The sequence below is a fragment of the Mycobacterium sp. NGS68 genome, from assembly GCF_059812195.1.
This window is the reverse complement of sequence record NZ_JCALCE010000010.1, coordinates 1-21,095: the sequence shown is the minus strand read 5'-3', so window position 1 is coordinate 21,095 and position 21,095 is coordinate 1. Positions and strand designations below refer to the sequence as shown.

At 66.3% G+C, this 21,095-nt stretch carries 18 protein-coding genes; 9 read left to right on the top strand and 9 right to left on the bottom strand.

Annotated elements, in window-relative coordinates:
* Positions 1-3: 3 nt before the first annotated feature.
* Positions 4-588: a hypothetical protein gene (locus tag AC5Y5V_RS13015; RefSeq protein ID WP_499935408.1), complete on the bottom strand. Its 585-nt coding sequence runs from the start codon at positions 586-588 to the stop codon at positions 4-6.
* 159 nt (positions 589-747) lie between these two features.
* Between AC5Y5V_RS13015 and AC5Y5V_RS13010 the strand changes: the two genes are divergently transcribed.
* Positions 748-1,341, top strand: a complete 594-nt coding sequence (locus AC5Y5V_RS13010; RefSeq protein WP_499935404.1) for a hypothetical protein — start codon at positions 748-750, stop codon at positions 1,339-1,341.
* A gap of 42 nt (positions 1,342-1,383) precedes the next feature.
* Positions 1,384-3,204, top strand: a complete 1,821-nt coding sequence (locus tag AC5Y5V_RS13005) for a serine/threonine-protein kinase (protein ID WP_499935400.1) — start codon at positions 1,384-1,386, stop codon at positions 3,202-3,204.
* 12 nt (positions 3,205-3,216) lie between these two features.
* Here the strand turns inward: AC5Y5V_RS13005 and AC5Y5V_RS13000 are convergent, their stop codons facing one another.
* Together AC5Y5V_RS13000 and AC5Y5V_RS12995 are read right to left on the bottom strand one after the other, a co-directional pair.
* Positions 3,217-5,247 carry a M13 family metallopeptidase gene (locus AC5Y5V_RS13000; RefSeq protein WP_499935397.1) on the bottom strand — a complete coding sequence of 677 codons (2,031 nt, stop codon included), beginning with the start codon at positions 5,245-5,247 and terminating at the stop codon, positions 3,217-3,219.
* Positions 5,248-5,364: 117 nt separating this feature from the next.
* Positions 5,365-6,375 (bottom strand): peptidoglycan-binding domain-containing protein, encoded by a 1,011-nt coding sequence (locus AC5Y5V_RS12995; protein WP_499935394.1) that lies wholly within the window; start codon positions 6,373-6,375, stop codon positions 5,365-5,367.
* A gap of 206 nt (positions 6,376-6,581) precedes the next feature.
* Between AC5Y5V_RS12995 and AC5Y5V_RS12990 the strand changes: the two genes are divergently transcribed.
* Positions 6,582-6,935: a hypothetical protein gene (locus AC5Y5V_RS12990; RefSeq protein WP_499935391.1), complete on the top strand. Its 354-nt coding sequence runs from the start codon at positions 6,582-6,584 to the stop codon at positions 6,933-6,935.
* Between the two features lie 10 nt (positions 6,936-6,945).
* Positions 6,946-7,434 carry a universal stress protein gene (locus AC5Y5V_RS12985; RefSeq protein ID WP_499935388.1) on the top strand — a complete coding sequence of 163 codons (489 nt, stop codon included), beginning with the start codon at positions 6,946-6,948 and terminating at the stop codon, positions 7,432-7,434.
* Between the two features lie 16 nt (positions 7,435-7,450).
* Here AC5Y5V_RS12985 and AC5Y5V_RS12980 read toward each other — a convergent pair whose 3' ends face one another.
* Together AC5Y5V_RS12980 and AC5Y5V_RS12975 are read right to left on the bottom strand one after the other, a co-directional pair.
* On the bottom strand, positions 7,451-8,881 hold the full coding sequence (locus AC5Y5V_RS12980) for an adenylate/guanylate cyclase domain-containing protein (protein ID WP_499935386.1): 1,431 nt from the start codon (positions 8,879-8,881) through the stop codon (positions 7,451-7,453).
* Positions 8,882-8,947: 66 nt separating this feature from the next.
* The gene (locus tag AC5Y5V_RS12975; RefSeq protein WP_499935383.1) at positions 8,948-10,132 is read right to left on the bottom strand and encodes an NDMA-dependent alcohol dehydrogenase; all 1,185 of its coding nucleotides are present in this window, start codon (positions 10,130-10,132) and stop codon (positions 8,948-8,950) included.
* A gap of 215 nt (positions 10,133-10,347) precedes the next feature.
* Here AC5Y5V_RS12975 and AC5Y5V_RS12970 point away from each other — a divergent pair, with 215 nt between their 5' ends.
* The 4 genes from AC5Y5V_RS12970 (at position 10,348) to AC5Y5V_RS12955 (ending at position 16,163) form a co-directional block, all read left to right on the top strand.
* The gene (locus AC5Y5V_RS12970) at positions 10,348-11,280 is read left to right on the top strand and encodes a universal stress protein (protein WP_499935380.1); all 933 of its coding nucleotides are present in this window, start codon (positions 10,348-10,350) and stop codon (positions 11,278-11,280) included.
* The gene (locus AC5Y5V_RS12965; RefSeq protein WP_499935378.1) at positions 11,277-12,083 is read left to right on the top strand and encodes a lysophospholipid acyltransferase family protein; all 807 of its coding nucleotides are present in this window, start codon (positions 11,277-11,279) and stop codon (positions 12,081-12,083) included. The genes AC5Y5V_RS12970 and AC5Y5V_RS12965 overlap by 4 nt, the downstream gene beginning before the upstream one ends.
* Before the next feature lie 85 nt (positions 12,084-12,168).
* On the top strand, positions 12,169-13,251 hold the full coding sequence (locus tag AC5Y5V_RS12960; protein ID WP_499935376.1) for an SDR family oxidoreductase: 1,083 nt from the start codon (positions 12,169-12,171) through the stop codon (positions 13,249-13,251).
* 47 nt (positions 13,252-13,298) lie between these two features.
* Positions 13,299-16,163: an MMPL family transporter gene (locus AC5Y5V_RS12955; RefSeq protein WP_499935374.1), complete on the top strand. Its 2,865-nt coding sequence runs from the start codon at positions 13,299-13,301 to the stop codon at positions 16,161-16,163.
* On the opposite strand, the gene AC5Y5V_RS12950 is transcribed toward AC5Y5V_RS12955, so the two are convergent.
* The 3 genes from AC5Y5V_RS12950 to AC5Y5V_RS12940 all read right to left on the bottom strand — a co-directional run bounded on the left by AC5Y5V_RS12950 (position 16,104) and on the right by AC5Y5V_RS12940 (position 18,921).
* Positions 16,104-16,874 carry an esterase gene (locus tag AC5Y5V_RS12950; RefSeq protein ID WP_499935372.1) on the bottom strand — a complete coding sequence of 257 codons (771 nt, stop codon included), beginning with the start codon at positions 16,872-16,874 and terminating at the stop codon, positions 16,104-16,106. The two genes, AC5Y5V_RS12955 and AC5Y5V_RS12950, sit on opposite strands and share 60 nt — an antisense overlap.
* Positions 16,875-17,435: 561 nt before the next feature.
* On the bottom strand, positions 17,436-17,648 hold the full coding sequence (locus tag AC5Y5V_RS12945) for a hypothetical protein (protein WP_499935370.1): 213 nt from the start codon (positions 17,646-17,648) through the stop codon (positions 17,436-17,438).
* Between the two features lie 469 nt (positions 17,649-18,117).
* Positions 18,118-18,921 (bottom strand): crotonase/enoyl-CoA hydratase family protein, encoded by an 804-nt coding sequence (locus AC5Y5V_RS12940; RefSeq protein ID WP_499935368.1) that lies wholly within the window; start codon positions 18,919-18,921, stop codon positions 18,118-18,120.
* Positions 18,922-19,471: 550 nt separating this feature from the next.
* On the opposite strand from AC5Y5V_RS12940, the gene AC5Y5V_RS12935 reads away from it, so the two are divergent.
* Positions 19,472-20,725, top strand: coding sequence for a YcaO-like family protein (locus AC5Y5V_RS12935; RefSeq protein ID WP_499935366.1), 1,254 nt, complete (start codon positions 19,472-19,474; stop codon positions 20,723-20,725).
* 174 nt (positions 20,726-20,899) lie between these two features.
* Here AC5Y5V_RS12935 and AC5Y5V_RS12930 read toward each other — a convergent pair.
* On the bottom strand, positions 20,900-21,095 hold a 196-nt coding region (locus tag AC5Y5V_RS12930; RefSeq protein ID WP_499935364.1), incomplete at its 5' end, for a hypothetical protein.

Sequence of the window (21,095 nt, the reverse complement as noted above, 5' to 3'; positions counted from 1 at the left end):
CCGTCACAGCAGCGAGTTGATCATCGCCTGGCCGTCGCTGTCAGCGGCGGCAGTCGCATCGCCGTTCTGCACAAAGACGACGAAGGCCGACCGGTGGGTCGACGTGTTCAGCAGCTCGCTGAACGAGCCGCTGACGGGGGTCGGGCCCAGCCCCGACGTGCCGTCGGCGTTGTAGTCGACGGACGCTTGCTGTTGGAAATTCGCTCCCCGCACGGGTGAGGCAGCGGGCGCGCCCGCCGTCCTCACGTTGGTCAGCCCGGTCGTCGACACGTCGTTCAACTGATCGATGTCGCCCTGCAGCACGGCGGCGGGGTCCGCTCCACCGGCGGGCTTGACCTTGATTTCCAGTTCCGCGGTGGAGAGGGCGTTGTGCAGCGTGACCCAGCCGGGGCCCTGGCCTTCGATCGTCCAGCCCGGAGCCGGGATGACCGAGATGCCTGGGGCGAGTTCGATCCCGTTGGCCCACACCAGCGTCACGGCCGGCCCGTGGACGGCCGCCGTCAGACCGATCGCCGCGGTCACGGCGGCAGCGCCGGCGACCCGGCGCATGGCCGCGGCGACATGACGGGGTGTCGGGAAATCGTGCATGGCGCAACTCCTCTGCTGGATGGCGCGATGGAAATCCGGGTGGCCGCTACTTAGTCAATACGCCGAACCTTAAAGCGAGACCCTGAGTTAGCGTCGCGTTGTCTGCGGATTGTTCGTAGACTGCGCCTTTGGGGGCTTGGGGCCAAGGAGGCACACACGATGAATGCAGGTCAAACACCGTCGCGGGGGCCGTCGTATCGGCGATCCGGCATTTTCGTCGCGACCGCGCTTGTCGCGTTGCTAGCCGGGGTCGGACTGGCCGTGTCGGGGCCGGGCGAGCCGGGCACCACGACGGGCCGCTCGATCTCGCTCGTGGCGACGGACAACGCCACACCGGAGCCGTCGGCGCCCCCCGCGGCTCCGCCCACCGCGGAACAATTCCCCACTGCGGCACCCCGCACGGATGCGCCCCCGCCCGCGGCAGAGCCCCCGCCCGCGGCGCCGGCGCCGGCGCCTCCGCCGCCACCGCCCTCGGAGCTGAGGTTGCGGTACGGCGACGGGCGGCCCGACGGGATACCGGCCTTCGTGTCGATCACCAACAACGCCGGCAAGCCGCCGGTGGGCTGTGTGTATCGGGCCGTCGCGGTCGCCGGTCCGGCCACCACGCTCAACTACACCGACGTCGCCAATTTCACCGTCACCGGCTCGGGAGAGACCAGGCTAGATCGCCCCGGACCCGCGACGGGCAGCACCTGGGACGTCACCGTGACGTGCGACAACGGCCTGTCGACCGGTCAACAACGCGTCTACTGACCCATTCGCTTCCGGGTCCCGCCGGTTTGTAGGCTTTCGGGCATGCCGTTGAACAACGGCGAGGTCTTCGCTGGCTACATCATTGAGCGCTTGCTCGGCACCGGTGGCATGGGCGAGGTCTACCTCGCCCAGCACCCGCGCCTGCCGCGTCACGACGCGCTGAAGGTCTTGTCCCTGAACGCGACGGCCGACGACGAGTTTCGGGCCAGGTTCAATCGCGAAGCCGAATTGGCCGCGACGCTGTGGCACCCGCACATCGTCAGCGTGCTGGACCGTGGCGAATTCGACGGCCGCCTGTGGATCTCGATGGAGTACGTCGACGGCACCGACGCCGGTCAATTGATCCGGGAACAGCACCGCCACGGCATGCCGGAGAAGGACGTCTGGGAGATCGTGACGGCGGTGGCCGACGCGCTCGATTTCGGTCATGATCGCCGACTGCTCCACCGTGACGTCAAGCCCGAGAACATCCTCGTGACCGCGGCCGAGGGCCCCCGTCGCCGGGTGCTGTTGACCGACTTCGGCATCGCCCGCCGGATCGACGACGTCAGCAACCTGACCGAGGCCAACGTCGCCATGGGCACGGTGAGCTACGTGGCCCCCGAGCAGCTGCTGGGCAAGCCGCTGGACGGCCGGGCGGATCAGTATTCGCTGGCCGCCACCACGTATCACCTGCTAACCGGCGCACCGCCGTTTCAGGACTCGAATCGCGCCGTCGTCGTCAGCCACCATCTCAATTCGCCGCCGCCGCCGATATCGCTGCGCCGATCCGACCTCGCGCACCTGAACGCCGTGCTGGCCAGGGCGCTGGCCAAGGACCCGAGCGATCGGTACCCGACGTGTGGCGACTTCGCCCGCGCCCTCACACAGCAGGAGCCCAGGGACGCCAGCGATACGGTCGTCGCCGCCTCGGCGGAGCGCCCGGCCACGCAGCGGCTGCAGCGCCTGGTCGTCAACGGGACGGCCCGCGGCGTGCGGCGCAGCGCCATCAACGGGCAGGACGACGTCGGCCTCTTCTTGTTCCAGGTGATCCCGATCGACCCCCTCGACGACCTGCCCGCTCGCGTCGCGGTCGAACTACAGACCGACCTCGTCTCGGGACACATCGCGGACGGCGACGAGGTCGAGGTGAGCGGCGTCTGGGACGGCGAAACGCTGGATGCCGACAAGATCATCAACTTCTCGGTCGACGCCGCGCCGAAGCGCCGCCGCTCGGAAGCCCGTGCGGACGCCCGTGCGGAAGCCCGCTCGGAAGCACGCGACGAAGCGCCGCGCAAGGCCCCCGAAGAGGCGCCGAAACGCCGGAAGGCCCGCGTCGTGGCCGTCGTCGCCGCCGTCGTCGCCGTGATCGCGCTGACCGCGGCCGGGGTGCTGTATTTCACCGACGGATTCGGCACCCGGGTTCGCCCGGGACGAATGATCAAACCGGTCAGCGCGACGGTGTTCTCCCCCGACGGCGCCCCCGACAATCCGCAGGACGCGAAGTTGGCGATCGACGGCAACCCCAACACGGGATGGTCGACGGTGGCCTACATGGATGCCGTCCCCTTCCCGAGATTCATTCAGGGGATGGGGCTGCTGCTGCACCTTTCCGAACCGACCGCCCTGAGTGTGGTGACACTCGACGTGTCCAGCACGGGAACGCAGGTGCAGATCCGCTCGTCGGCCACCGACAACCCGGCCAAGCTGGCCGACACCACCGAGCTGACCCCGACGACGTCGCTGCAGCCGGGGCATAACCGCATCGAGGTGCACAACCGGACCAAGACCGCCAACGTGCTGGTGTGGATCTCCACCCTGGGCACCACCAACGGGCAGAGCCGGACGAAAATCTCCGAAATCACCCTGCAGGCGGCCGGTTAAGACCGTCTTCGCCTACCAGACCCGGACGCGGTCCTCGGGCTTGAGGTACAACGACTCCCCCGGCTGAACGTTGAAGGCGGTGTACCACTCGTCCATGTTGCGGACGATCCCGTTGACCCGGAAGGCGGCCGGGCTGTGGACATCCGACAACAGCCGGTTGCGCACGGTTTGAGGCCGGCAGAGCTCCTTCCAGCTCGCCGCGAAGGCGATGAAGAACCGCTGGTCGCCGGTCAGCCCGCCGATCACGGGCGCCTCCTTGCCGCCGAGGGACAGCTTGTAGGCGTCATAGGCGATGCGCAGTCCGGCGAGATCGGCGATGTTCTCCCCCAGCGTCTGCTGCCCGTTGACGTGATTGCCCGCCAGCGGCTCGTATCCGTTGAACTGCTGCACGAGCTTGTCCGACTCGTGCACATAGCGCTCGGCGTCGGCCGGTGTCCACCAATCGCGCTGCAGCCCGGTGCCGTCGCTCTTGCGGCCCTGGTCATCGAACGCGTGGCTCATCTCGTGGCCGATGGTGGCCCCGATCGCGCCGTAGTTCGCCGCGGGATCGGCCGCGGGGTCGAAGTAGGGCGGCTGCAGGATCGCCGCGGGGAACACGATGTCGTTGAGCCGCGGCGAGTAGTAGGCATTGTTGGTCTGCGGCGTCATGCTCCACTCGGCGCGGTCGATAGGCTTGGCCAACTTGGTGACGTCGTCGTTCCACCCCCACCGCGCCAGATTGTTCTCGTTGCCGACGAGGTCGGCGGCGTCGATCTTCACCGACGCGTACGACTTCCATTTGTCGGGATAGCCGATCTTGGCGACCAGCGCCGCGAGCTTGGCCTGGGCTTCCTTCTTGGTCTCCGGCGCCATCCACGAGGCGGCGTCGATGCGTTTGCTGTACGCCTGGCGAAGATTCTCGACCAGCGCCTTTGCGCTGTCGCGCGTCTGCGGGCTGAAGTGCGCATGGACGTAGAGTTCGCCGACCGGGTCGCCGAGCTCGCTGCTCACCCGGGACACGCCGCGCTTGTCGCGCGGCGTGCGCTCTTGGGCGCCCGCCATCGTCCGGCCGTAGAAGTCGAACACCTCGTCGGCGAACGGCGTCGACAGCTCACCGCCATAGGAGTGCAGGACGTGGTAGCGCATGTACGCCTTCCACGCGTCCAGCGGCTCGGAGCCGAAAAGCGCTGCGGTCTGGCGTAATACGTCCGGCATGCCGACCTGCACGTCGGTCGCTGCCGGCAGCTTGAGCGCGTCGAACAGCTCCCGCAGGGGGGCGCCCTGCGCCAGCGCCTCGACGTCGGCGCGCGGCATGATGTTGTTCGTCTTGTCGACGTTGCGCGCGTCCTGCTTGGGCAGCTGCACCTGGGCCAGCTTCGTTTCCAGGGCGAGCAGTTGTTCGGCCTGTTGCTGCGAGTCGGCGAACCCGGCGAGGCCGAGCAGTTTGGCCGCGTGCGCGACGAACTTGTTGCGCAGTTCGACCGCGTCGGGGTCGGTGTTCACGTAGTAGCTGCGGTCACCGAGCGAGAGGCCGCCCTGCCAGAGCCTGGGTATGTAGCGGGTCGGGTTGTTGGGGTCGATGTCCACCGAGACCGGGAAGGGGTCGTCCACTTTGGTGTTGGCGTTGAAGGACACCAGCGCCGCGTTGAGCCCCGGCCTGTCGTTGATGCCGTCGACCGTCGTCAGCAGCGGCCGCACCGGCTCGACGCCCTTCGTGTTCAGCAGCCCCTCATTCATGTACGACGCGTAGAGGTCGCCGATCTGCTGCGAGATGTCGCCGGCGGGCGCGTGTTTGGCGACGGCGCCCTCGACGATCGCCTTGAGGTCCGCGTTGAGCTGGTTCTGGATGTCCAGGCTGACGCCCGCGCACACCTTGTCGGCAGGGATCTTCGCGTTCTTCAGCCACGCGCCGACGACGTAGTTGTAGAAGTCGTTGCCGGGCCGCACCGAGCTGTCCATGTCGGCCAGGTTGACGCCCCAGGGGGCGAACTTCGGCTTCGGCGGCGCCGCGGTGGGGTGGTCGCATCCGACGAGCACCAAGCCGGCCGCCAGCGTCGCCGCCACCCTACGTACCGATACGCGCACCGCAGACCTCCAGTCGCCGGGCCAAAGGGGCAGCTTAAGCGATGCGTGCCCACGGCACTGCGGTCGGCCGAACGCCGAGCGTTGCGCGATGGCGGGTCAGAGCGGACTAGCCACCGCCGGCGCGGTCAGTCGTCCTCGCATCCAGGCGATCCCGCCGGTGATGTCGTACGGCGAATAGTGCGGGTTCGGGGTGTCGCCGAGGAACACGACGCCGCTGACGATCGCGATGACGATGCCGATGATCTGTTGCCAGGGTGTCTGGAACAGTTGGCCGATCTGTACGGCCAGGGAGTACGGGTTGGAGAAGAAGTCGTTCATGACGGCCTCGTAGACGGCGGCCCGGATGGCACTCGCCCTGTCGTCGCCGTTCTCGGCGAAGATGTCGCCCTCGCGGTAGACGTCCATCCAGTCGTCGGGCTTGGCGGGGTACCCCGGCAGGCCGAATCGCTTGTACGGGTCCAGGCCGTGGGTGTCGGGCTTGGAGATCCAGGGCATGGCCCAGGGCGCGATGCTGTTCGTCTGGCGGCACGGATTGCCGTATGTCAGAACACCTCTGAGGTCGGCCCGACGCCAGGCGAGCGGCTGACCGTCCTGCAGGTAGTTGAAGTAGAAGTACGAACCGACGATGGCGCCCTGCGAGAAGATGCCGAGCGACCACGGGGTCCCCGCGGGGAACGGCACCCCGTTGTCCATGACCGCCGACCCGACGAGGCGCGCGAGCTCGTTGATTCCGCTGGCGTTGTCGAACGGCACGGCGACGTTGTTGTAGCCGATCGGCTGGTGATGGCAGAGTCCTTCGCTTTCAAGCACATTGGCGGTGTCGGCCACCGGTCCGGCGAACATGTTCGATGCATGCCCTTCGACAGTGAACATGATCGGCAGCAGGCCCGCCGGCGGCGTATACCCGGCAAGGCGTGCGGTCTCTTCGTCGAACACGCCCGTCTGCGGGATGTTGAGCCGTCGCTGCATCTCCTTGACCGCGGCGACTTCGTCGTCACCGTAGTAACCGTCGGCCGGCGGCGCGTACGCGTGGTACATGCGGTCGAACCAGGCCTGCCAGTACCAGATTTCCGGGCCATTCGATCCGAGCATGTACGGAAGTGGCATAGCGGTCTCCTGACCGGAGTGGGGCCTGTGTTGTGCATGATCCTTGAGGGATGCGGGCGCGTCAACGACGCGAGCGCGTCGAGCCCCGCACGCAGAGTTCTACGACAGCGTTGGATTCCGTACCGGAGATATCGTCGTCGCCCATCCACTGCACCAGGCGGCTCAGCGGGTACATCGCGTCGTGCGGACTTCCGTCGACGTGGTCGTTGGCGGTGCTTACCTGGCATCGGACAGAGCATGCCGAACATGCCGCTGACCATGATCGGGCGGTTTCGCGCTTCGATCAGCGCCGTCACCGCCAGCTCGGTGTTGCCGGTCATATCGGCCCCGCGCTCGGCGGCGGTCCGCTGGAACTCGGCAAGCTCGGACGGTCGTGCGGTTCCGTCGACGATCTTGCGCCGCAGCACGATCATCTGCACCATCGCGCCGACGGTGATCGGCTCCGATCCGAACAGGAACGGTTCCTGGCCCGGTGCGATGGTCGCGATCAGGCGCGTCAGCAGGCCTTCTCATATGACGCCGGGCCAACAATAATCTCGTTGTCGGCGACGACCGACTGATGGAGGCGCCATGAGCTATCGGACAATCCTCGTCGGGACGGACGGCTCGGCGTCGTCGCTGCGCGCGGTCGACCGGGCGGCCGTAGTCGCTGCACAGGAGAACGCGAGGCTGATCATCGCGAGCGCGCACCTCGGCACCGCGGAGAAGGGCGGCTGGTCACGGCCGCCCGCGCCCGATCGGATCACCGACCGCCGCGCCGAAGACGCCCTCGGCGGCGAGGGCAGTTACAAGATGCACGGCGGTGCCCATACCTACGAGATCCTGCGGGAAGCCCATGAGCGGGCGCAGGCCGCGGGTGCGCAGGACGTCGAGGAGCGCTCGATCGTCGGCGCGCCCGTCGACGCGCTCATCAAGCTGGCCAAAGAGGTCGACGCGGACCTGATCGCCGTCGGCGACGTCGGCCTGGACACCGTCGCCGACCGTCTGCTCGGCTCGGTCCCCTCCACCATCGCCCGCAAGGTCAAGATCGACATCCTCATCGTCCACACCGCCGACTAGGACCGGGCCAGCCGCTTTAGCGATACCGCCAGACGCCCACCTGGTCGGCGACCCCTTTGAGCGCCGCCAGCTCGCGCGGGGCGACGAGGCTCAGCCCCGCGATCACCTCGGCCGCGCCCGGTGCGTCGCGCACCGCGTCGGTGCACACGATCTGGCGCGAGTCGGCGATCCCCTGGACGCGCGCCGCGATGTTCACCGTCTGCCCGAAGTAGTCGAGGCGTTCGTTCAGGTCCACCGCGATGCAGGGCCCGGCGTGCAGGCCGATCTTGAGCTCCAGCTCGCCGACCTTGGCGATCTCGCGGTTCATCACCATGGCCGCTTCGAGCGCGGGGGCCGGTGTGGGGAAGCTCGCCATCACCGCGTCGCCGATGGTCTTGACCACCGCCCCGCCGCGCGCCGCGACCACCTCGCGCAACAGGCCGAAGTGCTCGCCGACCAGCCCGTACGCGCGCATGTCGCCCATCCGCGAGTACAGCTCGGTCGAGCCCTTGAGGTCGGTGAAGAGCACGGTCAGGTTCTTCAGCCCTAGGCCGCCCTGCGCGGGAATGCTCTCGGCGCGGAACAGGTCGCGGAACACCTGGGTCGTCACCAGCTCCTTGACGGTGAAGAAGCGGTGAAAGTTAAAGCCCGAAGCTTGCGCCATCTTCGCCGCCTTTTCGGCGAGCGCCTCCGGCGACGACGGGCGCGGATCGGCGAAGGCGCCGAAGACCACCGGCCGGCCGAGCCGGTTCCGCAGCGTCATGCGCACATTGCCCGCCGCGAGCTGCTCGCCCTCGTGAATGAGCTGCCCGCCGGCGAGGACCTCGAAGCTCGACAATGAGGCGCCCTCGCCCTCGTCGACCGTGAAGCGCCGCAGCACGTGGTACTCCGGCAGCGCCAGCACGTACCGCCCCGGCGTTAGCACCTTCTCGGCCGCCATCGTCTCGCCCGCCGCAGCGGTACCGAACCAGACTGGGTCACGCAGGTAGCGACCGATGTGCGTGGGGTCTGCGACGCTGGGCGAGAAGAACAGCGTGAGGCCGTCGCGGATGAAGTCGAGCCGCTCCGGGGCCTGGAATCGGATCGTCCTCGTCGAAGGGGCGACGCTGAAGGCGACCTCGACGTTGTCGTCGATCTCCGGCGGGATCGGGATGTCGCAAATCGCGCAGGTACGTGCATGATTCAGCGCGCGCAGGGCGTGGTCGGTCGTGATGAACGCTCCGCAGGCGGGGCAGAGGACACCCCAGCTGAACTCGACGATGCCGGCGTGCGCGGCGTGCAGGAACAGGTTCACCGAGTCGAGTTCGGCGATGTCGGCCTCCGCCGCATAGCGGTAAGGGTTGATGCGGAAGAGCTTCTCGTCGGGCGCCTCGGCGATGTAGCGGGCGAAGCCGCCGACCGTCGCGGCGTCGAATCCGCCGGCGTTCTGCACGGCCGCGAAGCGGCTCTCGAGGGTGGCGGTGGTCATGGCGCCTCCTGGTCTGACGAGCTATAGCGACCAGCAACCGCGAACCGGCCCCGGTTTATTCCGTGTTTATTCCCTGGGCTTCACCGGGTCCCGAAAGTCGATCAGCCCGCGGATGTTTCGGCCCTGCCGCATGTCGTCGAACGCCTCGTTGATCTGTTCGAGGCGATAGCGACGGGTGACGAGCTCGTCGAGTTTCAGCCTGCCCTCCCGATACATGGACAGCAGCATCGGCGTGCTGGCGCGGGGATTCATGCCGCCGCCCAGCACACCCTTGAGCTGCTTGGCCGACAACACCATGTCGTTGAGCACCAGCGGCACCGGTACTTCGTCGTATTGGCCGAGCCCGGTGAGCACGCAGGTGCCGCCCTTGCGCGTCAGCATCATCGCCGGCGACAGCAGATCTAACGGCATGACACCGGGAGTCAGCACCACCCGGTCCGCCATCACGCCATGGGTCAGGTCCCGCACCAGCGGCGCGGCGTCCTCGATGGACGAAACGGTGTGGGTGGCGCCGAAGAGTGGCGCCGAATCACGTTTGAAGGCAACGGGATCCACGGCAACCACGTACTTGGCCCCCACGCTGCGGGCCCCCTGCAACGCGTTCATCCCGACACCGCCGACCCCGATCACAACGACGGTGTCGCCGACCTCGGTGCCCGCCCCGACCGTCGCCGAACCCCAGCCGGTGGTGACCCCACAGGACACCAGCGATCCCGCGTGGAACGGGATGTCGTGGTCGATCTTGATCACCGACGATTCCGCGGCCACCACGTATTCGGCGAACGTGCCCAGTTGGGTCATCGCGGTCAGGTGCTCGGCGCCCAGGTGACGGCGGGGGGTGCCGTCGGTCGTCATCGCTTTCGCGACTGTGCCGGCTCCGAGATCGCAGAGGAAACTCAGGCCGGACGAGCACCACCGGCAGGACCCGCAGGCGGGGATGAACGAGGTCGCCACCCGGTCACCGGGTTGCACCGATCGCACGCCGGGCCCTACCTCGGAGACGATGCCGGCGCCCTCGTGCCCGCCCAGCATCGGATACAGGTCCGGCACCGGAATCCCCTGCGTCTGAAGGATCGCCGTCAGGCGCTGCCCGGCGACGCCGTCGCCCGTCGCGTAGTGATCGTCGGAGTGGCAGATCCCCGCGACCGCCATCCGCACCAGCACCTCCCCGGCGCGCGGCGGGTCCAGCTCGATCCGGCAGATCTCCCAGCTCTTGCCGGCACCGCGCAATACCGCCCCGCGACACTCCATCGGTCACCCTCTCCCGTCGTTGCGTTTGGTCCCTCGCCGATGCCGCCATTCACCCGGGCCGAGCATCTCACTTAGCGAACACGGCTTGGGCGCTTCGATGACTTTGGCCGCTCGATGACTTTGGCCCCTAGGCCTGAAGCTCTTCGGCCCTGGCAGTCGCGGCCGTTCTGGGCCATCCTGCCGATGAGCCAATTGCCCATCCGAAAGGCACTGCAATGTGGCAACCACCGCGTGGCGCGATTCTGGTAGGCGTCGACGGCTCGGCGGCGGCACTGGGCGCTGTCCGGTGGGCGGCCCGCGACGCGGTGTTGCGGAATGTGCCGCTGGCCCTGGTCCATGTCGTGGATGCTTCCCTACCGGAGTGGTTGGAGGTCACCGCGGCGGCCGTCAGGCGAAGGCAGCAACAGCGGGCACGCGACTGCCTCGACGCGGCTATTGAGGCTGCCATCGAGGCTGCTGAGGAAAGCGCTGGCGAGAACGGTCCGGTGCAGATCGACAGCGAGGTGTTGCGTTCGGCCATCGTCCCGACGCTCGTCGGCCTCTCCCACACAGTGGAGATGGTCGTGGTCGGCTACCGGGGACATGGCGGCCCGCTAGCCACCGGCGTCCTGGGCTCGGTGAGTTCGGCGTTGGTTTACCACGCGCATTGCCCGGTCGCCGTGATCCGCGACGGCGAGACCGCGATCGGCGGCGTCCGCACACGACCTGTGCTGGTGGGTATCGACGGCTCAACGGCATCCGAAGCGGCGACCGCCATCGCATTCGAGGAGGCCTCTCGACGCGGTGTCGGCCTTGTGGCGCTGCACGTCTGGATGGACCCGTCGGCCTCCGGCTCGCGGGCGTCGTTCCAGGACGCCGAGTGGGACGCTCGGCTGTCCGAGGAGGAGGAGACGCTCGCCCAACGGTTGGCGGGTTGGCACGAGCGATATCCCGACGTCGCAATCCACCGCAGAATCGAAATCGGCGATCCGGGGCGTTGGTTGATCGAGGCGTCCAAACGTGCGCAATTGCTTGTCGTCGGTAGCCACGGCTGCGGCCGGATCAGTGGCACGTTGCTGGGATCGGTCGGGGCGGCGGTGGTGAACAGGGCGAAGGTCCCGGTGATCGTGGCGCGTCAGGAGTTCCAGTCAATGCAGGGAAAGTCATGAGCCATAACGACATTGAGAATACCGAGCTTGCCAAGTGGGATCCCGCGTTCATCGCGCAGGCGAAGAAACTGGTCGCGCCGATCATCAACCGTTGGTTCCGGGCCGAGGTGCGGGGCTTGGAATTCATCCCAAGCGCCGGCGGGGCGCTGGTGGTATCCAACCATTCTGGCGGCGCGCTGACCCCTGATCCGCTCGTGTTCGGCCCAGCCTTCTACGACGCGTTCGGATACGACCGGGCGCTCTATATCCTCGCCCACTACGGCGTATTCTTCACGCCGTTGCGTGGTTACCTAAGCCGGATCGGCACCGTCCATGCCAATCCGGAAAACGCGGTCAAGGCATTGCGCTCCGGGGCAGTGGTGCTGGTTTATCCCGGGGGGGACTATGACGCGTACCGGCCGACGCTGAGCGCCAACGTCATCGACTTCAACGGTCGGACCGGGTACGCCAGGATCGCCATCGAAACCGGCGTGCCGATCGTGCCCGCCGTGTCGATCGGCGCGCAGCAAACGCAGCTATTCCTGACCCGCGGCGATCGACTGGCAAAGGGGTTGGGCCTGCACAAGATTCAGCTCGATATCCTGCCCCTCACGGTCGGTTTGCCGTTCGGTTTGACGACGTTTTTCCCAGCCAATTTTCCGCTGCCCAGCAAGATCGTCTATCAAGTGCTTGAGCCCATCGACGTTGTCGCCCGGTTCGGTAGGAATCCGGACGTCGGACAGGTCGACTCCTACGTTCGCTCGGTGATGCAGAACGCTCTCGACCGCCTGGCCCGCGAACGGCGATTCCCGGTGTTGGGTTGACGAACGCAGTCCACGACGTCCGCATACGCTACGGGAGGCCGGCCAGTCAGTCGCTGACCCGCGAGCCCACCAGAGAGGACCCCACATGACCGGATCGACGGCGATCGACCCAGACGCCCCGGTGCTCGTGACGGGTGCCAGCGGCTACATCGGCAGCTGGATCGTCCGGTCCCTTCTCGAAGCGGGACGCACCGTGCACGGCACGGTGCGCAACCCGCAAAAGGCCTCCGGACTCGAGCACCTGCACAAGCTCTCCGACGACCACCCCGGCCGGCTCACGCTGTTCAAGGCCGACCTGCTCGATACCGGCAGCTTCGACGAGGCGATGGCGGGATGCGAGCTCGTCATGCACACCGCCTCACCGTTTCTGCTGTCCGGGTTCAAGGATGCGCAGGAGGCGCTGGTCCGCCCGGCGCTGGAGGGCACCCGCAACGTGCTGGATTCGGTCAACCGCACCCAGAGCGTCAAGCGCGTGGTGCTGACCAGCAGCGTGGTCGCGATCTACGGCGACAACCGCGAGACTCGGGATGTCCCCGGCGGCGTCTTCACCGAGGAGCACTGGAACACCACGAGCAGCGTCGACCACCAGCCGTATCCGTATTCCAAGACGGTCGCCGAGCAGGAGGCCTGGCGCTACCAGAAGGCGCAGCAGCGCTGGGACATGGTCACCATCCACCCCGGGCTGGTGCTCGGTCCTTCGCTGACCAGCGCCAGCGACTCGGCCAGCCTCAGCACGATGAAGCAGTTCACCGACGGCACCCTGCTGACCGGCGCTCCCGAGTTGACCATGGGCGTGGTGGACGTGCGTGATGTCGCCGACGCCCATCTGCGCGCCGGCTTCACCCCCGAGGCCCACGACCGCTACATCGTCAACGCGGATTCGCTGACGCTGCTGCAGATCGGCAAGATCCTGCGCCGCGGGTTCGGCCCGTTCTACCCGTTCCCGAGGACGACGACACCGAAAGTGCTCGTGAAGGCCGTCGCGCCCCTCGTCGGGCTGACGCGAAAGTTCGTCGACCGCAACGTGGGTTACCCGCTGGCATTCGACAACAGCCGCAGCCGAGACGAGCTGGGACTGACCTACCGGCCCGTCGAAGACACCATCACCGAGCACTTCCAACAGATGCTCGACGACGGCGTGGTCCGCCGCATGCCCGGTCGCCACTGACCCGTCCTTTTAGAAATCTCCAAGGCCGGCACGACACACTTCCGCGCATGTTGACGCGACTGGCCGTCTTCGCGGTCCGGCGGCCAAAGCTGGTCCTGGCGGCGGTCGTGGGCCTGCTCGGCATCAGCATCGTGTTCGGAGCCTCGATCTCTGGGAAGCTGGGCGTCAACGGGTACATGGATCCGGCGTCGGAATCGGCGCGGACTGATGACTACCTCGATCGAAATTTTGGTGCCACCTCGAACCTGGTGCTGCAGGTGATCGCACGCGACGGCACGGTGCAGGATCGCAGTGTCGTGGCGGCCGGGGACCGGGTTCGCCGACTCGTCGAAAGTGAAGCGTCAGCCAAGGTGATCAGATCTTTCACCGACGCTGCGGCCGCCGATCTGCGCAGCCGCGACGGACGATCCGGCCTGATCCTGATCCACGTCGGCGGTACCGATGAGGAAGCCGCAGCCGCCACTACCCGGATCGTGAACAGGCTGCGCGCTCACGACCCCGATGTCACCGTGCGCGCCGGCGGCAGTCTTGGGCTACAGGAAGACGTCCGCGACCGGGTCAGCGACGATGTCGCGTCCGGCGAAGCCGTCGCGCTGCCCGTCACGCTTGCCGTGCTGATTCTCGTTTTCGGCGGACTCGTCGCCGCGTTCCTACCGCTGGCCGTCGGGATCACGTCGATCGTCACCACGATGCTGGTGTTACTGGTCATGGCCAAGGTCACCGACGTCTCCGTCCACGCGCTGACTGTCGCGACCGCGTTCGGCCTGGGCTTATCCATCGATTTCGGGTTGCTGATGGTGTCACGATTCCGCGAGGAGCGCGACGGCGGCAAGGACCATCACTCGGCCATCATCGCGACCGTGACCACCGCCGGCCGCACGATCGTCTTCAGCGCCGCGACGGTCTGTCTGGCGATGACCGGCCTACTGGTCTTTCCTGCCTACTTCCTGCGATCCGTCGGAATCGCGGCGAGCGTGGTGGTCCTGCTGTCGGCGTTCAGCGCGATTGTGGTGCTGCCCGCGTTGTTGGCTCTGCTCGGGGAACGCGTCGATTCGCTTGCCGTGGTACGCCGCAAGGTGCCGCTTTCGGCGGACTCCCAGTTCTGGCGGCGCTGCGCTCAGATCGTCACTCGCCGGCCTCTGCGGTGTGGCCTGCCGGTCGTCGCGGCGTTGCTGGCGCTCGGCATTCCCTTCCTGTCCGTGCAGCTGTCCACGCCCGACGAACGGGCGTTGCCGACCGATTCGAATGCCCGGTTGCTGACCGAGTCGCTGCGCAACGACTACGCCGTCAACCCGTCGCAGGGCATCACGCTGCTGGCCCGCGACGACATCGACGCGCTCCGAAAGCTTGCCGCCAGCGTGTCGCTGATGGACGGAGTGGTCATCGTCGACGGTCCGGCCGGCACGTTCGAGCGAGGCAGGCAAATCTCCGGACCGCGCCCCGGGGGCGCGCAGTCCCGCGCCTCCTACGCGTTCGTCTACCTGTCGGCCAGTCCGCAATCGGACGCGGCTCAGGATCTCGTCCGCGCGATCCGCGCCAAGGTCACTGCCGGACAGGTCGAGGTCGGGGGTCCGGCCGCCGACCTCGCCGACGCCCGCGCCGCGATCTCCGACAGGCTCGGCCTGGCGATTGGATTGATCGCGGTCTTTACCTTCGTGTTGTTGTTCCTCTTCACCGGCAGCGTCGTGGTGCCGATCAAGGCGCTGGTGCTCAACCTGCTGGTGCTCAGCGCCGTGCTCGGACTGATGGTGTTGATCTTCCAGGACGGACACCTGGCTTCACTGCTGGGAATCACTCCGGCGCCGTTGAACCTGTGCATGGTCGTCCTGCTCTGCGTGATGGCGTTCAGCCTGTCGGTGGACTACGAGATCTTCCTGCTCAGTCGGATCAAGGAAGCGCGCGATTCGGGGATGCCGAACGACGACGCCATCACCGTCGGGCTGGGTCGGGTGGGCCGGATCATCAGCAGCGCTGCGATTCTGCTGACCATCACGCTGCTTTCGTTCGCCAACGGCCTGTCCTTCATGAAGATGTTCGGCATCGGCACGGCGCTGGCGGTCGTCATCGACGCAACCGTGATCCGCGGCGTGGTGGTGCCGGCGTTTTTGCGCGTCGCCGGCGACCTCAACTGGTGGGCGCCGCGGCCGCTGAAGCGGCTGCACGCCCGCGTCGGCCTCAGCGAAGCCGCAGCGCCAGTGGCGCCCGCGGCGTTGCCTGCTACGCCGACGCCCGCGAACGATGCTCAGTGGGCGCGGCCGGCCGCCGTGACGCGCCCGGTGCCGCGGACGGGGCCGATCGCCAAGTCGCTTCGATGCGTCGCCGTCCTCGACGACAACCGCTGGCTCGAGATCGACGGAGACTGCGTCATCGGCCGCGGTTCCCTTGGCGCAGACGACGTGCGACGCGGACACCGCCTGCTCGACATCGAGGACCGCTGCGGGCGGATGGGACGCGTCGACGCCGAAATCCGACGCATCGGCGACGAGGTGTTCATCTTCGACCGAGGCTCCAGCGGAGGTGTCTATATGCGCGACGTGTACCAGCGAGCCTGGGCGCGGCTCGCCCCCCGGCGACTGGAGCGCTGGTTCGACGGCGGCGAGGTCCGGATCGGCGGACGCACGCTGCGCCTGCACGTGACTCCGCAAGCGCGTCCGGTCGGCCCGCCGGCATACGCCCCCACACCCCCGCGCCGGATGCCTGACGGATGTGGCCACGCAAGGCCGACGTCCGCGCCGACGGTGAGAATCGCGATCGACCGGACGCCGACGAGCGCGTGCGACGCATCGCGTTCCCGCATGCGTGTCCCCAGCGACAGGTCCACCGTGCGGATCAGCACAGCGGGTGTGGGAGCTTTACGCGAGCATCGGGTCGATTGCCGACCGGGGAGCCAGGACCTGCAACGCCCCGTATGAGTCGGGCAGCAGCGCGCCTTGGTCGAAGAAGAAGATCACCCCGTCGTTGACCACGGCGAAATTCTGGTAGTTGGCAGCGTTGTACAGCGCTCCGGGTGCGATCGGCAATGGCGGCGCGGGCGTCGGCGTGGCCGCAGGAGACTGTCCCGGTTGGGCGGGCGGCGGCGCTGGGGCCAGCTGCTTCTGCAGCTCAGCCTGCACCACCGGCCCGACGGTCTTCAGCGGATCATCGACCCGCCACAACGGCGTGTGCTCTTTGTCGTCCGATGCGGCCGTCCAGGTGATCGCCTTGCGATAGGTCTGGTCCCAGTTGAACGCCTTGAACGTCGTCTGCGGATGCGCGCCGCCGACGTTTTGGAAGACCTTGAAGGCCACAGTCTGCGTGCCGCGCGGGGGAATCGCCGAGTTGTACTCCGTCGGCTTGATGGTCAGCTCATACGGTGCACTGCGGGGCGCGCCCGACTTGGCGGTGTTGAGGAACCCGTCGCGCGTTTGGGAGATGTATTCGGCGACCGACTTCTGGTCGGGGTAGTCGAGCGGGATGCTGATGTCGACCTTGTACCCGGGGTCGGAGAGCTGGATCTCACACGTCTTACCGCTATTGCCGCCCTTGAGGTCGGCGCAGTAATCCTTCGGTGCGGCCGCGGCGACACCGTTTGAGCCGACGATGACGGCTGCCGCAACGAGCACGACCACCTTGACGATTCGCATGTCCAAATCCCTCCGAGCAAACTGCGGCACCCCGCCCCGCACGCGAGACTAGCGTGAATTGTTCGTGTGGAGGGCGCCAGGCGGCGTCCGCGAGTGCTGAGCGGGGGGCCTAGTCCTGGCGGGCACGCGTCAGTGGATTTCTTGCGGATCATCTGCCCCGGAAGTTAGCTACGCCGCCGGGTCCCGATAACTAACGGGCGACGTTGAACAAATTGCTCCGCGAAGACCCACGCCGAACTACGCTCCCACTCCGGGGACGGATCGCCCCCACGGTGAGGAGGGGACCATGAAGAAAGCTGTACTGGGCGCAGCGGCACTAGGGGCAGGTCTACTGCTGTACGGACCAGCGCCCGTGGCGTCGGCCTGCAACGGGTACGTCAACGTCAACGGTAATTGCATCCCCTCCCCCGACCACAACCCCGGCGCGCACGACCGAGACGGCACGAACAGCCACTCAGAGCACCGCCAAGGCTCGGGATCATGGCACGGAGGGACCGGCGGTTCGGGCGGTGGGTCGGGGCGGCATCGCTAACGGCCACAGGCAGGAGTGCCGTCCTTGCGTCATTGCTGCGAGCTGATGCCGCCGAATTCCTCCTCGTACTGCAGCAGGAAATTCGATGCCGGCTGCGGCGTGCCCAGCGCCACAGACGCGAGCATCCGGCCCTTCAGGTACGCCAGGTAGGTGGCCGCCTCGACGGTCGCCGCATCCGCAATGCGCGTGTCGAACTTGCGGATCTGCCGGGCGACGGACATCCCGATCTCGATGCCGATCATGAGCCACTCCCATGCCCTCGCAGAAGCTACTTATCGACTGCGCGCAATCTACCCGAGCACCGACTGGCCCAACGAGGTCGCAGGTGACGCTGGCGCTGGGTTGCGACGGTCGGGTCGTCTCGCATTCCCGCGTAGCGTTGAGGCGTGAGCCACTTCAGCTCGGCGCTTGACCGTGCGGAGGCGCGGGCACGGGAGTGTCGTCAGCGCGCATTCGAATTGGAGTGCCGCGAACCGATTGCCGTCGACGATGTGGCGGTCGCGGCTCAGCGTCTACGCGAAGCGAAAGTCAGCGCTGCTCGGGCTTCGAGCGAGTCAGTGCGGACGGCCAGGTGGGTGGAATACCTGCGCGAGCGCAGGCGTCAGCGCCGTCGGGATCTCGCACGACCAGCCAAGTAACTTGGCCATAGGTCGGCGTCGGTTATTCGGGCGGCGCGGTCTTGCGCTCGACGCCGCCCCGGGATCCGACACGCTAAGCCGGGTCGGCGAAAACCGGCCGCTCCCCGGACATTCCAGCGACCACGGCGGCGATCTGATTGGGCGAGCCGATCAGCCCGGTTTGCAGAACTGATTCGCGCGTAAGAGCAGCGGCGGGGTCGTTGCTGACCCAGGTTTCGTTGTACAGGCGCTTCGCAGCACGGATGGCATCCGGTGACTTCTGTGCGATCTCGCCGGCGAGCGCCAGCGCCGCGGACAGCGGATCCGCGGCCGTCCGAGTGACCAAGCCGAGCTCGGCACCCTCGCTGCCGGAAACAATGCGGCCAGTGAACGTCAGCTCTTTCGCGACGTCGATCGGTAGGAGTCTCGGCAGTGTCTGCGTGATGCCCATGTCGGGAACAAGTCCCCACTTGATCTCCATGATGCTCAGCTTCGCGTCCGGCGCGGCGATCCGGATGTCGGCGCCGAGCGCAATTTGCAGGCCGCCGCCGAAGCAGTTGCCATGGATCGCGGCGATGACCGGCACCGGTACCAACGACCAGTCGTAGCTCACGCGCTGAGCGAGGTTCGCCGGCCGGTCCGGGTCCCGGGTTAACAGAACGCCCGTGCCCCGTTCGCCGCCCATGAAACTGGCCACGTCCAAACCCGAGCAGAAGCTCTTGCCCTCGCCATGCAGAACGACCGCGCGGACCGATGTATCACCTGCCAGCCGCTCCGCGGCATCCACCAAGCCTTCGAACATCGCCTGGTCGAGCGCATTGTGCTTGTCGGCGCGCACCATCGTCGCCGTTGCCACCCCGTTGTCGGCGATCCGCACACGGACTCTGTCTTCGCTCATGGAGAGCAATCTATCGCGGGAAATAGGGCCGCATTTCCTCGGACCGGGGTGGTTGCGGCGCAAAAGCGACGAACGCGTTCGACGCTATCCGCCTGTGAGCGGATTGCTCAGCCGTACCCCTTCGATGACCTGGCCCTCGTTGAGGTCCTCGGTCCACAAAGTGTCGCAACGCAATCCGGCGGCACTGCGGACGACCATGGCGTCCCAGAAGGAAAGCCGGTGACGACTCGACAGCATCGCTGCGGCGATGACGTCATCGGGCAGCGGCGAATGGACCCGGAATCCCTGTACTGTCTTGCAGGTAGCCGCATATGTTCGTTATGAACAGACTGTTCGGCAAACCAACAGATCGAGGGGAAACAGCACCATGGGAAAATCTCTCCGTTACCAGGTGGAGGCTGGCGTCGAGCTTACCGAGGGAGAAAAATCGCTGGTCCGCGCCATCGATGACCTCTATGACCGGGTGGAAGCTATGGGGCAGTCAGCCATAGCTGAGCCGCCTAAAGGGCCCGCTGGAAACCCCGACTAGGCGCACCTAGCCGATGCGTCGATGACCCGGCCAATTGAGAGAAGTCTGGAACTCGAAGCGGCTTTATCCCTAATTGAAGACGTATTGCGGTCGGCGGGAATACGGTGGTCAGTATCCGAGCGAGGCGAGGTAGTACACACCGCCAAGTGCACCTTGTTCGACGACTCTGGTCGCGTCCTTGCGTGTGGGCACGGTAAAGGCGACAAATTCTCAAGCTTTGCGGGCGCCATGTTTGAGGCGGCCGAGCACTATTGGAGCACATTCGAGACCTGCGATCCCTCTAATCTCGTCTATGAGCGTGCTCCTGACTTTTGTCGAGACCACCCCCTTCTTACGAGCTGCCTCCCGCTAACGCTCATTGAGGCGTCACCGGACGCACGTATGCCCTTCCGCGTCTATACGGGAGTTACCACTCCATCGGCCACGCTCTACCCCCTGGGGCTATCGACCCCCTCTTACGTTGAGGGCTTAGCGTCCGGAGAAATCCGCAATTTTCGAGACAAGTTCGACTATCGGCACCTGGCACGATATTCGTCAAACTCCGGCATCGCCATTGGATCCACTCGCGCCGAGGCGGTGATTCACGGCCTGCTGGAGTGTGTGGAAAGAGATGCTGTTTCGCGGTTGCTGACCGACGTTTTCCTGGCTCGCAAGAGCGCGGCGCTGCGAGTCGTTGATCAAGCGACTCTGCCGCCCGATCTGCGCGACTTGATTGAGCGCATCAAGAAGGAGTCTCGCCAGAACGTAACCTTGTTTGAACTCGAGAACAGGTTCGGCATTCCGGTGTTTTGCTCCGTGCTTGACGGTCATTCCATATTGGCTACAGCCGGCTATGGTGCTTCACTATCGCGGCACCACGCCGCAGCGCGCAGCCTCTACGAAGTAGCGCAGGTTTTTTTGATCAAGACCAGCGACGCGTGGGACGACAGTTACGATGGAAGGGTTCTCCGCCGTCTGGCGGGACATCGATTCCATATGCGCTGCGCGCAGTTCGATCTTACTCGAGAACGCAACAATGGGTGTCTTGTCATACCGTACGATCAAACCGCCACCGTGGATTATCCAGAAACGGTTGACGACTATCTAACCTGTATCGGTGAAACGCTTGATTCACACGCGGCTACAGCGTTCGCTTCCGATCTCGTCACCTTCGAGAATGGTGTCAATGTGTCACATAGCTTCTTCGTGGGCCAGGACCACTTTTTCCTCGTCCAAGACGGAAATCTTGTTTTTCCTTCAGCGCACAGCGTCGCCTCCGCTGAGGCAATAACTTGATCAACGGAGCCGGCACCAATCTAGGCGTGAAGATACAGGTCTCATCTGGCTTGGCGGGCCAGCACCAGCAGTCATTCATCGAGTCACGATGTGACCAAGTCTTGGGGTAACAACGCACCCCACCCCGCGCCATCGTCCGCGTGCCCCAGCCACCGGCAGTTCTGACTCGCCCACTCAGGTCAGTTGCTCGATGTGGTGCTCAATCCACTCACGAACGGTGAGGGCCGAGAAATCCGGATCCGAACCGAGGGCCTCCCAAGGGCCTTGGCAGGCCCGAATGGCCGGACCCCGGGAATTGGTCCACAAGCGGTGAGAGTCGTTAATTTTGTCAGCGGTCACGTAATTCCCCAGGTCTGAGGGGTTGTCCGTC